This is a genomic window from Streptomyces alboflavus (assembly GCF_000716675.1).
Classification (GTDB): domain Bacteria; phylum Actinomycetota; class Actinomycetes; order Streptomycetales; family Streptomycetaceae; genus Streptomyces; species Streptomyces alboflavus.
In genome coordinates this window covers 1-13,478 of record NZ_JNXT01000009.1, presented here as the reverse complement: position 1 = coordinate 13,478, position 13,478 = coordinate 1, and the positions used below count along the sequence as shown (strand labels likewise).

9 protein-coding genes and 1 pseudogene are annotated in these 13,478 nt (G+C 71.9%); 4 read left to right on the top strand and 6 right to left on the bottom strand.

Features of this window, described 5'->3' with window-relative positions; genetic code table 11:
* Positions 1–80: 80 nt before the first annotated feature.
* Positions 81–1,085 (top strand): MBL fold metallo-hydrolase, encoded by a 1,005-nt coding sequence (locus tag OO63_RS09260; protein WP_030362554.1) that lies wholly within the window; start codon positions 81–83, stop codon positions 1,083–1,085.
* 87 nt (positions 1,086–1,172) lie between these two features.
* On the opposite strand, the gene OO63_RS09255 is transcribed toward OO63_RS09260, so the two are convergent.
* From OO63_RS09255 to OO63_RS09245, 3 genes are read right to left on the bottom strand one after another with little or no spacing between them, the layout of a single operon-like run.
* Entirely contained in the window at positions 1,173–1,919 is a 747-nt protein-coding gene (locus tag OO63_RS09255; RefSeq protein ID WP_030362553.1) for a succinate dehydrogenase/fumarate reductase iron-sulfur subunit, read from the bottom strand.
* Entirely contained in the window at positions 1,916–3,865 is a 1,950-nt protein-coding gene (locus tag OO63_RS09250) for a fumarate reductase/succinate dehydrogenase flavoprotein subunit (RefSeq protein ID WP_030362552.1), read from the bottom strand. The genes OO63_RS09255 and OO63_RS09250 overlap by 4 nt, the downstream gene beginning before the upstream one ends.
* 3 nt (positions 3,866–3,868) lie before the next feature.
* Positions 3,869–4,576 carry a succinate dehydrogenase gene (locus tag OO63_RS09245; RefSeq protein WP_051810692.1) on the bottom strand — a complete coding sequence of 236 codons (708 nt, stop codon included), beginning with the start codon at positions 4,574–4,576 and terminating at the stop codon, positions 3,869–3,871.
* A 95-nt stretch (positions 4,577–4,671) separates the two neighbouring features.
* On the opposite strand from OO63_RS09245, the gene OO63_RS09240 reads away from it, so the two are divergent.
* Positions 4,672–5,547, top strand: a complete 876-nt coding sequence (locus OO63_RS09240; protein WP_030362550.1) for a LysR family transcriptional regulator — start codon at positions 4,672–4,674, stop codon at positions 5,545–5,547.
* A 161-nt stretch (positions 5,548–5,708) separates the two neighbouring features.
* Positions 5,709–8,549 (top strand): hypothetical protein, encoded by a 2,841-nt coding sequence (locus tag OO63_RS09235; RefSeq protein WP_030362549.1) that lies wholly within the window; start codon positions 5,709–5,711, stop codon positions 8,547–8,549.
* A 171-nt stretch (positions 8,550–8,720) separates the two neighbouring features.
* Here the strand turns inward: OO63_RS09235 and OO63_RS09230 are convergent, their stop codons facing one another.
* The 3 genes from OO63_RS09230 to OO63_RS09220 all read right to left on the bottom strand — a co-directional run bounded on the left by OO63_RS09230 (position 8,721) and on the right by OO63_RS09220 (position 12,934).
* Positions 8,721–10,895 carry a putative bifunctional diguanylate cyclase/phosphodiesterase gene (locus OO63_RS09230; protein WP_033263977.1) on the bottom strand — a complete coding sequence of 725 codons (2,175 nt, stop codon included), beginning with the start codon at positions 10,893–10,895 and terminating at the stop codon, positions 8,721–8,723.
* Positions 10,892–11,704, bottom strand: coding sequence for an SAM-dependent methyltransferase (locus OO63_RS09225; protein ID WP_030362548.1), 813 nt, complete (start codon positions 11,702–11,704; stop codon positions 10,892–10,894). Before OO63_RS09225 ends, OO63_RS09230 begins: the two co-directional genes overlap by 4 nt.
* Positions 11,705–11,926: 222 nt before the next feature.
* On the bottom strand, positions 11,927–12,934 hold the full coding sequence (locus OO63_RS09220; RefSeq protein ID WP_030362547.1) for an SCO0930 family lipoprotein: 1,008 nt from the start codon (positions 12,932–12,934) through the stop codon (positions 11,927–11,929).
* Positions 12,935–13,199: 265 nt separating this feature from the next.
* Between OO63_RS09220 and OO63_RS46295 the strand changes: the two are divergent.
* Positions 13,200–13,478 (top strand): annotated as a pseudogene (locus OO63_RS46295) (hypothetical protein); the annotation flags it as partial.

Genomic DNA, 13,478 nt, shown 5'->3' with positions numbered 1-13,478 from the left:
GCCGCGATAGCCGAAACCATATCGATCCCCGATCGATCCCATCTTGGACATGACGCCACGTCACCTGCTTCGCTGCCGCCATGACCACCCACGGGAGAACCACAACCCCCGCCCGCCGCACCCTCCTTCGAGGCGCCGCCCTCGGAGCGGCCGCACCGATGCTCGCGGGCACCGCGGCCGCCGACACCGAACCGGCGGCCAGCCGTACGCGCGCCGCGGACTCCGTCACGTACCGCTGGCTCGGCACCTCGGGATGGCGGGCGGACATACGGCGGGGGAAGCGGGGGCAAGGGGAGACGGCGACCGTGCTCGTCGACCCCTATGTCACCCGCTTCCGCACCGGCCTGTTCACCGGCGCCTTCGACCCCACCACGCGCCTGCGCACCGACAAGCCGCTGGTCCGCAGGCACGCGGGCACACCGGAGGTCATCTGTGTCACGCACACCCACTGGGACCACCTCAACGACGTGCCGTTCCTCGCGAAGGCGACGGGTGCGCGGGTCATCGGGACCGAGACGACGTACCACGTGCTGCGGTCCTTCGGCGTGGACGCGGCGCAACTCGTCGTCGTGAAGGGCGGCGAGGTGCTCGACTTCGACGGGTACGTGGTGGAGGTGGCGAGTTCGCGGCACAGCCGCAACGCCGCGTACTCCTACTTCGCGCCCGGCACCCTGACCGCGCCGCCCGCGACGGCGCCCCGGACGGTCGCGGACCTGCCGGAGGGCGACACGCTGGCGTTCAAGGTGACGCCGGACGGCGCGCCGTCGGCGCTGTTCATGGGGGCGAGCGACTTCGACGAGCGGTCCTTCGCAGGGCTCGCCCCGGATGTGGCGATGCTCGCGGTGGCGTCGACCGAGTCGACGTACCGCTATGTGCCGCGCCTGCTCGACGCGCTGGCGCGGCCCGGCGTGATCGTGCCCGTGCACTGGGACGACTTCGAGCGGCCGCTGGCCGAGCCGCCCCGGAAGGTCGGCACGGACCTGGACGACTTCCTCACCCAGGTCCGTGCCGTGAGCCCCGGCTCGCGGCTCGTGGTGCCTGACTACAAGACGGCGTACGGGGCGGATCTACGGCCCCGCCGCTGAGGAACCCGCGCCCGCAGGGGCGCGGGGAACTGCGCGACCAGCCCCGACGCACCCGCAGATGACGAACGGCGACCCCCCCCATAGCGCTCAGCGACGCCCCTTGCGCGCGGCCCGCAGCCACTCCTTGTTCATCGCCGCGATCGACGGCAGCGGGATGCCCTTCGGGCAGGCCGTCGCGCACTCGCCGGTGAGGGTGCAGCCGCCGAAGCCCTCGGAGTCCATCTGCGCGACCATGTCGAGGACGCGGGTCTCGCGCTCGGGGGCGCCCTGCGGCAGCACGTTCAGATGGTTCACCTTCGCCGAGGTGAAGAGCATCGCGGAGCCGTTGGGGCAGGCCGCGACGCAGGCGCCGCAGCCGATGCACTCGGCGTGCTCGAAGGCGAAGTCGGCGTCCGGCTTCGGCACCGGGGTCGCGTGGGCCTCCGGGGCGGCGCCGGTGGGGGCGCTGATGTAGCCGCCGGACTGGATGATGCGGTCGAAGGCGGAGCGGTCGACGACCAGGTCCTTGATGACCGGGAAGGCGGCCGCCCGCCACGGCTCGATGTCGATGGTGTCGCCGTCGTCGAAGGACCGCATGTGCAGCTGGCAGGTCGTGGTGCGCTCGGGGCCGTGCGCGTCGCCGTTGATGACGAGCGAGCAGGCGCCGCAGATGCCCTCACGGCAGTCGTGGTCGAACGCGACCGGCTCCTCGCCCTTGACGATGAGCTCTTCGTTGAGGGTGTCGAGCATCTCCAGGAAGGACATGTCCGAGGAGATTCCGTCCACTTCGTACGTGGACATCGCGCCTTCGGCGTCGGCGTTCTTCTGGCGCCAGACGCGCAGGGTGAGCTTCATGCGTAGCTCCGCTGAGTGGGGTGGACGTACTCGAAGACGAGGTCTTCCTTGTGCAGGACGGGTGCGGTGCCGGTGCCGGAGAACTCCCAGGCCGCCGCGTACGAGAACTCCTCGTCCCGGCGTTCGGCCTCGCCGTCCGGGGTCTGGGACTCCTCGCGGAAGTGGCCGCCGCAGGACTCGGCGCGGTGCAGCGCGTCGAGGCACATCAGCTCGGCGAGCTCCAGGTAGTCGACGATGCGGTTGGCCTTCTCCAGGGACTGGTTGAACTCCTCGCCGGAGCCGGGCACCTTGATGCGGCGCCAGAACTCCTCGCGGATCTGCGGGATGCGCTCCAGGGCCTTGCGCAGCCCCGAGTCCGTGCGGGCCATGCCGCAGAACTCCCACATCAGCTCGCCGAGTTCACGGTGGAAGGAGTCCGGGGTGCGGTCGCCGTCGACGGCGAGGAGGAGGTTCAGACGGTCCTCGGTCTCGGCGAGGACCTCGCGGACGGCCGGGTGTTCCGCGTCGACCTCGTCCTTGTGGGGGTTGCGCGCGAGGTAGTCGTTGATGGTGGAGGGCAGGACGAAGTAGCCGTCGGCCAGGCCCTGCATCAGGGCGGAGGCACCGAGGCGGTTCGCGCCGTGGTCGGAGAAGTTGGCCTCGCCGATCGCGAACAGGCCGGGGACGGTGGTCTGGAGGTCGTAGTCGACCCAGAGTCCGCCCATCGTGTAGTGCACGGCCGGGTAGATCCGCATCGGCACCTCGTACGGGTTCTCCGCGGTGATGCGCTCGTACATGTCGAAGAGGTTGCCGTACTTCTCCTCGACCGCCCCCCGGCCCATGCGCCGGATCGCGTCGGCGAAGTCCAGGTAGACGCCCTGGCCGCCGGGGCCCACTCCCCTGCCCTCGTCGCAGACGTTCTTCGCGGCGCGGGACGCGATGTCGCGCGGCACGAGGTTGCCGAAGGAGGGGTAGATGCGCTCCAGGTAGTAGTCGCGCTCGTCCTCGGGGATCTCGTTGGCCGGACGCTTGTCGCCCTTGGCCTTCGGCACCCAGATGCGGCCGTCGTTGCGCAGCGACTCACTCATCAGGGTGAGCTTGGACTGGTGGTCGCCGGTGCGCGGGATGCAGGTGGGGTGGATCTGCGTGAAGCAGGGGTTGGCGAAGTACGCGCCGCGGCGGTGGGCCCGCCACACGGCCGTCGCGTTGGAGTTCATGGCGTTCGTCGACAGGTAGAAGACGTTGCCGTAGCCGCCCGACGCGAGGACGACGGCGTCCGCGAAGTACGTGTCGATCTTGCCGGTGATCAGGTCGCGGGCGACGATGCCGCGCGCCCGTCCGTCGACGACGATCACGTCGAGCATCTCGGTGCGCGGGTGCATCTCGACGTTCCCCGCGGCGATCTCCTTCGAGAGGGCCTGGTACGCGCCGAGGAGGAGCTGCTGGCCCGTCTGGCCGCGGGCGTAGAACGTGCGGGACACCTGGACGCCGCCGAAGGAGCGGGTGTCGAGCAGGCCGCCGTACTCGCGGGCGAACGGCACGCCCTGCGCCACGCACTGGTCGATGATGTTGACGGAGATCTGCGCGAGGCGGTGCACGTTGGACTCGCGGGCGCGGAAGTCGCCGCCCTTGACGGTGTCGTAGAAGAGGCGGTGCACGGAGTCGCCGTCGTTGCGGTAGTTCTTCGCCGCGTTGATGCCGCCCTGCGCGGCGATGGAGTGGGCGCGGCGCGGCGAGTCCTGGTAGCAGAACTGCACGACGTGGTAGCCCTGTTCGGCGAGGGTCGCGCCCGCGGAGCCGCCCGCGAGGCCGGTGCCGACGACGATCACGGTGTGCTTGCGGCGGTTGGCGGGGTTGACCAGCTTCGCCTCGAAGCGGCGGGTGTCCCAGCGCTCGGCGACGGGGCCCTTCGGCGCCTTGGCGTCGACGACGGGCTCTCCGGTGGTGTATTCGGTGAAGTCGTTCATCGGTCAGCTCACCACTCCGGTCATGACGCCGACGGGTACGGAGACGAAGCCCACGGTCAGCAGCAGCGCGAGGCCGTTGGCGCAGGCCTTCAGGAAGCGGTCGCGGGCCGCGTTGCCCACGCCGAGGGTCTGGGCGGCGCTCCAGAACCCGTGCCGGACGTGGAAGCCGAGGGCCACCACGGCCGTGATGTAGATGACGTTGCCGTACCAGGTGGAGAAGGTGTCGATCACGTTCTGGTACGGGTGCAGGTGCTCGTACTCACCCGGGTGCACGGTGCCCGTCGTCAGGTCGAGGATGTGCCAGACGATGAACAGGCCGAGGATGATCCCGCCCCAGCGCATGGTGCGGGTCGCGTAGCTGGAGCGCGGCTTGCTGTGCACGTACTTGCTCGGGCGCGCCTTGATGTCGCGGCGGCTGAGCTGGTACGCGGACACGGCGTGCGCGACGACGGCGGCGACGAGTCCGAAGCGGACGACCCACAGGGTCCACTCCCAGCGCATGACGGGCTCGCCGAGGGTGCGCAGCCAGTGCGCGTAATGGTTGAAGTCACCGGGGCCGAAGAAGATCTTCAGGTTCCCGATCATGTGGGCGACCAGGTAGAGCAGCATGATCAGGCCGCTCACCGCCATCACGGTCTTCTTGCCGACGGTCGAGTCCCACACCGTGCGCGGGAGGGACGGCCGTTTGTCCGTCCGCGTTGCCAGAGCCATGTCAGAGACGCTACGGCCGAAGGTCCCGATCAGTCCAAGAGATGGTTGCGCTCATCTCGATAGACATGGCCTATGCATGGCCTATCGTGGTGCGCATGCAGTTCCAGCAGCTCCTCTACTTCGTCGCCGTCGCCGAGACCCGGCACTTCACCCGGGCCGCCGAGCAGGTGCACGTCTCCCAGCCGTCGCTGTCGCAGCAGGTGCGGGCCCTGGAGAAGGAGCTGGGCGCCGAGCTGTTCAGCAGGGCTCGCGGGAACATCGCGCTCACCGACGCGGGCGAGGCCCTGCTCCCGCTGGCCCGCCGGATCCTCGCGGACGCCGACACCGCCCGCATCGAGGTGCAGGAGCTGGCGCAGCTGCGCCGGGGCCGGGTGCGGCTCGGGGCCACCCCGAGCGTCTGCACGGGGCTGCTCCCGCAGGTCCTGCGCGACTTCCACGACCGGCACCCCGGCATCCAGCTCCTGATCGAGGAGGGCGGCAGCCACGACCTCGTGCGCCACCTCGCGCGCGGGGCCCTCGACCTGGCCCTGGTGGTGCTTCCGCTGCCGACGCCGTCGCCCGCCCTGACGACGGTGGAGCTGCTGCGCGAGGACCTGGTGGTGGTGTCCTCGCCGGACGCGCCCGGCCTCGGCGCGTCCGCGCGCGTCGCCGACCTCCAGGGCGAGCGCCTCGTGATGTTCCGGCACGGCTACGACCTGCGCGAACTGACGGTCGCCGCATGCCGCGCGGAGGGCTTCGAGCCCGAATTCGCCGTCGAGGGCGGCGAGATGGACGCCGTGCTCGGCTTCGTGCGCGCGGGGCTCGGCGTCGCCGTCGTGCCCCGCATGGTCGCGGAGCGCGCGGGCAGCGGTCTGCGCATGACCCCGCTGTCCCGGCCCCGGCTTCGCCGCACCATCGCGCTGGCCCACCGCAGCGATGTCGCGCCGCCCCGGGCGGCGCGGGAACTGCAACGGATGTTGCTGGCGAGGTAGCCGTGACGTGACGCCCCGGCGAGGGTCGCCCGAAGGGGCGCGTGCTCTCATGCGCGCCCCTCAATATGCCCTGTGCGCTGGGTATTTCACGCCATCCGACGGGTCCCTCCAGGTGTACGCCCGGCTCTAACCTGGCCGTCCGTGAGCGGGAGGGGGCGCCCATGGCAACAGCTGCGGGCGGGGGCACGACGACGGGGCAGAAGGCGGTCGCCGCGCGCCGGACGGCGGCGGTGGTGCTGCTGTGCGCGGTGGTCGTGGGGTGTGCGGTGTGGGCGTCGGACGAGTGGGGGGACACGACGCGGCGCCAGGTGGCCGCGCAGTTGCACGAACGCGCGCAGCCCAGGCAAGGGGTGGTCCCGCCCCCGGCCAACGCGGGCGTGCCCGTGGCGGCGGCGAACTTCCGGCCGGGCAAGGGCGGCAGCGGCGAGATCGCCGTGCGCCTCAGCCGGGCGAAGGGGGACGACTGGCGGGTCACCGCGCGCTACCGGCTCCGGCTGCGCGACGCGGACCCGCTCGTCGCACAGCTCCGCTCCTCGCCGTCCCTCTTCAGCCAGGTGTCCAACGTCATCCCGGGCGGTTACGGCACCCTCCTGGCGATGCAGCCCGCCGCCAAGGGCACCGCCTACCCCGTGCGCTGCACGATCAGCCAGGCGTCCGCGCGCGACACCGTGACCGTCACGGCCGAGTACAGCGTCACCTTCGCCGATGTCGTGCCCGGCCGTCAGCTTCCCTTCCACATCAGCTCCCGGGCCCCCGACGGCGAGGGGCGCCCGGTGCCCGACCCGCCGGGCCGGTGGCGCTGGAGCATGGACCTGCCGCCCGGCTGGGGGTTCAGCGTCGTCGGCCAGCCCTCCCGCCAGACGGCTCGCACCGTCCGGTACGACCTGCCCGAGCCGCGCGCGAAGAACCTGAGGACGATGCTCGTCAGCGCCGAGTTCGTGCGCCCCGCGACACCGAAGAAGAACGCGGCCCCGCCGGTCTGGCAGGTCCGCCCCGGCAGCAGCCCCGAGGCCCTGCTGTCCCTGCTCGCCCTGCTCGCCGTCGCCGGCGGGGCGCTCACGGCCTTCCTCACCGCGCCGGGCGGCTCAGCGGCGAGCCCCCGGCGGACCCGCGCCGCCATCGCGGTCACGATCACCGCGCTCCTCGTCGCCGTCGGGGCGCTGCTCATCCACTCGTACTCCACCAAGTGGCGGATCCTGTTCTGGCTGTGGGGCTCCGTCAGCTATCCGCACAACGGGCTGATCCCCAAGCCCCTGCCCTTGGAGTCCCGCACCCAAGGCACGCTCCTCGGCACCGTTCTGTTCGTGCTCCCCGTGCTCGCGGTCACCGTCACCCTGCATCTGCGCGGCGGACGCCTCCCGCGCAGAGGGGAGCTGAGCCTGCTCGCCGCTCCCGCCGTGGCCCTCGTCCTGATGGCCTGGCTCATGGGCTCCGGAGGCTGGACACCGGCGGTGGTGACCTGCCTGGTCACCGCCTCCCTCGCGGCCGCCGCCGTGTACGCGGCGCTGCGGCTCGGCCTGTGCGGGAGCGGCGCGCGCCCCTGGGCGGCGCCGCTCGCCGTGGCGGCCTGGACGACCGTGGCCACCTCCGTCGTCCTGCAGGTCCTGCCCTGGGACTTCCAGTGGTCGCCCGCCGCCAACGCCTGGACGACCGACGACCGCACCGCCGGTGTCTCCTGGCCCCTTGCCTTCCTGCTGCCCGTGCCCTGGGTCACCGCCCTGCTCCTGCTGACCTGCCCGCTGCTCCCGCCGCTGATCCGGCCCGGCTGGAAGGGCCGCCTCGCCCTGGGCGCGGTGTTCGTCACCGCGCTGCTCCCGTGGTGGACGACCCTGCGCAAGCCGCAGCGCCCGCCCACCAGCGACCTCTTCGCCCAGCTCGCGGGCCAGTGGCCGGGCGACGACTTCATCTACGGCGTGCGCACCATCGCGTCCGGCGCCCAGATCATGTGGTGCGCGGCCGTCGTCGTGCTGGTCGCGCACCTCTACGCCACCGGCATCGAACCGCGCCGCCTCGGCCCCGGTGCCCGGCGCGACTGCGTCACCCTGCTCCTGTTCGCCGCGGCCGCGACCGTGATCGGCGCCCCGGACACCTGGCTGCCGTACTGGACCACCGCCGCCGCGCTCTTCATGGCCTGGGCGGGCGCCCATCTGCTGCTTCCGCCCTCCCGCGCGGAGCACGCGAAGCGGCTGCACCGCCTGACCGGCGCCGCGCACGCCCGGGTCCTCAACTCCCTCGCCCGCGCCCTGCTGTTCGCCGAGGGCAGGCACCGCTTCCTGACGTCGTCGCGCGGCACCCTCGCCGACACGTCCCTGCCCGCCGACGACTGGGAGGACAAGTGGCAGAGCCTGCGCAGACCCACCGCGGCGGACGCGGCGGACGAGACGGCGCGGCTCAAGGGCGTGGCGCTCGGCGGCTCCGGGGGCCGTACCGCCTGGCACAACGGCCGGACCGCGGTGGCCGCGACCGCACTGCTCACGCTGCCGTGGACGGTGTGGACGGCATGGCAGGCCCAGGGCTACAGCGGGGTGCCGGAGGCGGTGACCGTCGCGGGCGCGCCGACCTGCGTGTGGCTCGCACACGGCTTCGTGTACGGCTATCTGTATCCGTGGCTGCGGGGCAACACGCCCGTGGCCAAAGCTGGTTGGCTGTGGACGGTGATGTCGGCGGTGCAGGTCCTGCTGCTCGTGCCGAGGCTGCGGGTGCCGCAGGGGCCGGTGGCGCTGTCGGTGTTCCTGCTGCTCGCCCAGAGCACCGTCCTGGCCCTCGGGCTCGCCCTGTACTGGGAGATACGCCTGGTGCGCCGAGCGGACCTGCTGTGGGGCCACATCCGCAACTTCCGCCGCCTGTCGTCACTGGCCACACCACTGAGCGCCGTCCTCGTGGCGACGATGGCGGCCGTGGCCACGGTGCTCGCGACCACCTGGGCGAACAACGTCACGTCCCCCGTGGAGACCCCCAGCCCCTCACCATCGGCGACACCGTCGACACCCGAACGCCCATGACTGAGGGGCGCGGGCTCGGGCCCTGAAGGGGCGCGGGGAACTGCGCGCTCAACCACCACGGCCCCGCAGCCGCGCTCACAGCACCAGGAGGCACCCCGCAGCGCCAAAGCCACGCCTCGCACCGGCTCCGGGAAACGAAAACCCACCCCCGACCAAGGCGCCCCCGCCAGACTACGTCGCGTCGGCCAGCGCCAGCTCATGCAGCCGGTCCGGCGGCCCGGGCCGGGCGTAGTACCAGCCCTGAGCCGTGTCGCAGCCCAGCTCACGCAGCTGGTCGGCCTGCGCACCGGTCTCCACACCCTCGACGGTGACGGCCAGGTCAAGGCTGTGCGCGAGGGACACGATCCCCTCGATGATCTTCAGGTCGACCGGGTCGGCGGGAAAGTGCTGCATGCCCTGCGTGAAGGCGCGGTCGAGCTTGAGGATGCTCACCGGCAGGCGCCGCAGGTTCGCGAGGTTGGAGTACCCCGTGCCGAAGTCGTCGAGCGCGATGTCCACGCCCATCTCGGCGAGCCTGCGCAGCGGCTTGAGCAGGTCGTCGTCGGCGCCGATCAGCGCGGACTCGGTGACCTCCAGGCACAGGGATGCGGGCGCGAGGCCCGCGCGCTCCAGGATCTCGACGGTGTCGGAGACCAGGCCGGGGTGGGTGAGCTGGCAGGGTGACAGGTTCACGTTGACGCGCAGCGGGCCCGGGGCCTGGTCCGCTCCGGTCGCCGCCTCCCAGGCGCGCGCCTGCCGCACCGACTGCTCCAGGACCCAGCGTCCGAGCGGCACGATGAGGCCGGTGTGCTCGGCGAGCGGAATGAAGCGGTCCGGGCTGATGACGCCGTGCTGCGGGTGCAGCCAGCGCACCAGCGCCTCGGCCCCGCGCACGCTGCCGTCGCCGAGGTGCACGAGCGGCTGGTACTCGATGAAGAACTCGCCGCGCTCCAGGGCCACCGGCAGGGCCGTGGTCAGACCGTGCCGGGTGATGGCGCGGGCGTCGGCCTCCGGGTCGGCCAGCTCGTAGCGGTTGCCGCCCGCGTGCTTGGCGCGGTACATCGTGATGTCGGCGCTGCGCAGGACCTCGGCGGCGCCGCGCTCGGCCGCGGGTCCCTCGACGATGCCGATGGAGCCGCGGACCGTCAGCTCGCGCCCGTCGACGCGGATCGGGGTGGCGAGGGCGTTCATGATGCGCCCGGCCAGCTCGTCGACCTCGTGCTCGGTGTCGGGGCCCGTGGTCAGCGCCACGAACTCGTCGCCGCCGAGGCGCGCGACCATCTCGCCGGGGGCGGTGGCGCAGGCCTGGAGGCGGTCGGCGACCTCGACGAGGAGGCGGTCGCCCGCCGCGTGCCCGAGGCTGTCGTTGACGGTCTTGAAGCCGTCGAGGTCCAGGTAGCACAGCCCGAAGCGGGCGCCCGCGCCCGCCGAGAGTGCCTTCTCCAGGCGCTCGAAGAACAGCGTCCGGTTGGGCAGGCCGGTGAGCGCGTCGTGGGTGGCCTCGTAGCGCAGGCGCAGGTTGAGCAGGCGGCGCTCGGTGGTGTCCTCCATCAGCGCGAGCTGGTACTGCGGCACGCCGTCGGCGTCGCGCAGCAGGGACACCGTCAGATTGGTCCACAGGACGGTGCCGTCGGGGCGGTAGAAGGCCTTCTCGACGCGGTAGTGCTCGCGGTCGCCGCGCACCAGCTCCTCGTACAGGCGCCAGATGTGCGGGGAGTCGTCGGGGTGCGTCCACTCGGCGACGTTGCGGCCGCGCAGCTGGTGCTCCAGGCCGCCGAACATGCGGATCAGGGCGTCGTTGACCTCGAGGACCGTGCCCCTCAGGTCGGCGATGCCGATGCCGATGGCGGCGCCGTGGAAGACCGCGCGGAACCGCGCCTCGCTGGCGTGCAGGGCCTCGGCGACGGTGCCGCGCGCGTCGAGGGCCGCCCGGGATATGGCTTCCTGCTCGGCGCGGGTGCGCTCGCGCAGCGCCCGGGCGAACCCGGCGGCGACGGCGTGCTGGATCCGGGAGCAGCGGGCCCGCAGCTCCTCGCGGTCACCGGTCTCGGCCGCGGCGGCCCCCTCGTCTGCGGCACCGGCGCCGCAGTACAGGACCAGATAGGCGTCGACGACGTCGAGCGTGCGGCTCAGGGCCTCCGGCTCGGTGCAGTGCGCCTCGACCAGCGCCGCACCCACGTGCTCGCTCGCGGCGGCGCGGAAGACCCGCTCGTCCAGGGCCGCCCGCAACTGCCGGGCGAGCGGCAGCAATCGGCTCTCGAACTCGGGGCGGGTGAGCGAGGTGGCGGTCACCGGGAACAGCGCGCGGCTCCAGATCGTGGCGAACCTGCGCAGTCTGTCCTCCGGCCCGTCCTGGTCCGCGCTCAACGCCCACGCCCCACGCCGGCGAACCCGGAGAAGGACCAGGGGTCCTCCTCCGCGAGCTCCGTGTCGGCCCGCCAGTGCGGCATCGGCACGAGGCCGGGTTCCACCATGTCGTATCCCTCGAAGAACCGCGCGATCTCGGCACGCGATCGCATGATCAATGGATTGCGGATGTCCTTGTACACGCCGACGGTCCCGTCGGCCTGTTCCTGCGGGACCGGTATCCCTTCGTACGAGGCGTGCGTCACAGCGATCAGGCTGCCGGACGGCAGTGCGTCCCGCAGTTCGGCGACCGCCGCGTAGGGATCGTACGCGTCCTCGACGAAGTGGAGTATGGCCACCAGTAAAAGCGCCACCGGCCGATCGAGGTCCAGGAGGCTTCCGACCTCGGAACTGCCCAGGATGTCGCGGGGTTTGCGCAGATCCGCGTAGGCCGCCGCGGCCTGGTCATTGCCTTCGAGAACCGCACGGCTGTGCGCCACGGCGACCGGGTCGTGGTCGACGTAGACGACGCGCGCGGTGCTGTCGGCCCGCTGTGCGACCTCGTGGACGTTGCCGAACGTGGGGATCCCGGAGCCGATGTCGAGGAACTGCGTGACGCCCTCGTCGACACAGAAACGCACTGCTCGGCGCATGAAGGCACGATTCGCCTGCATGATCTTGGGGAGCCCCGGCATGAACTCCATCGCCTTGCGCGCGGCCTCCCGGTCCGCCTCGAAGTTGTGCGAGCCGCCCAGATAGTGGTCGTACATCCGGGCCACGCTCGGCATCGTGATGTCGATGCCCGGCGGGGCCCAGTCGGGACGCTCCATCAACACTCCAAGGCTTAGGCGTAGTCAAGGCGAGCCGGTGTTCGAAGGCGAGGCTACTGATCGTCAGCCAACGGAGCGAGTCAAAACGGAAATTGGCCGTCCGTTCTCGGTCACTGCCTTTGGCAAGTGCCGTACACAGCCCAAAGAACCGGTCCATTCCTTCCCTTTGGTGCGGAAGGAACGGACCGGTCGGCGTGGGGGGAGGCTGCCGTGGCCGGTGGGCTACTTGGTCGCGCCCACCGCCTTGCCGGTGGGGGCGGCGGCGAACCAGGTGCCGCCCACGCCCTGCCCGTTGGTGTCGCCGGGCTTCTTGTCGCCGGCGAAGGTGTAGAGCGGCCAGCAGTCGATCGTCTGCTGCTTGAGGCCGTCCGGGCGGCTGAAGGTGACGAAGCCCTTCTTCAGGATGCCCTTGGTGTCGTTCTTGGCCACCGGCTTGACCACGGGCCACTTCTCCAGGCAGGGGCCGGTGCACGCGGACTTCATGGGCCAGGCGGAGTCCTTGGTGAAGCGGTAGACGGTCATGCCGTTCTTGTCGACGACGATCTCGCCGAGCTTCGGGTCGTTGCGGGTGGAGAGTCCGGCCAGGTCGGCGGGCTCGGCGGCGTCGCCGCCGGAGTCCGCGCCCGAGTCGGCGGCGGGCGCGGCCTTCTTCCCGTCCGGCGCGGCGGCGTACCAGGTGCCGCCCACCCCCTGGCCCTTGGCGTCGCCGGGCTTGGTGTCCTTGGCGAAGCGGTACATCGGCCAGCCGTCGATGGTCAGCTGCTTGCTGCCGTCGGACCGGGTGACCTCGCCGAGCAGCGACTTGTCGACGCCGGGGGCGGCCTTGGCGCCCTTGGCGGCCACCACGGGCCACGCGGTCTCGCAGGCGCCGTCGCAGTTGGACTTGGGGGGCTCGGCGGTGTCCTTGTCGAACCGGTAGAGCGTGAAGCCCGCGCTGTCGGTGACGACCTTGCCGAGCTTCTTGCTGTCCCACACGGCCAGCTGTCCGGCGGCCTTCGCCTTGCTCGCGCCGCTCCCGGAGTCCGCGCCGTAGCCACCGTCCGAGCCGTAGCCGTCACCCGCGCCCGCCCCGTCCTTGACCGGGGCCTCGTTGCCCACGTTCTGCCCCTTGGGGGTCTGCTCCCCTTTCTCCTGACCGCATGCCGTCGTCAGCGCCAGCATGGCCGCAGCTGCCGCTACGAGCGAGGCGCTCCGCCAGGCCCTGGGGGAACCCCCTGATACATGCCGCATGTTCAACTCCCGCTGTGTGCTTGGCTGTTGTGACGCCAGTAGCGTCCGGCGACGCCTGCTGCGTCACGCATGGCCCTAGGTACGGGCGGGAGTGGGCGCAGCGTTCAACGCGCTCTCAAAAAAAATTTCCGGCACCCCAGGAACGGTTGCGACGGCGCCCGCCCGCGACAGGGGCGCGCGAACCCGCGTACGGCCGCTCCCACGTTCGGACGATTGGTCGCCCGCTCACGCCCGCGCGAGGGGCGCGCGGTCCATGATCTCGGTCGTGCCCGGATCCTCCAGGGGCCGCACGGCCCCCGTCACGCGCGCCCTCGCGCTGCTCACCCTGGCCTGGCTCCTCGGCGCGTCGGCGGGCGCCGCAGCGGCGCCCGCCGACGCGTGCGCGCACGCGTCGACCGGTCAGGGCGGGGTCGTCCACGCGGGCAGCGGCCCGGGGTGTACGCCGCCGCCCACACCCCCGCCGAAGCCGAAGCCCACACCCCCGAAACCCACCCCGAAGCCCCCCAAGCCGACGCATCCCCCGAAACCCACGCCCACCCCCAAG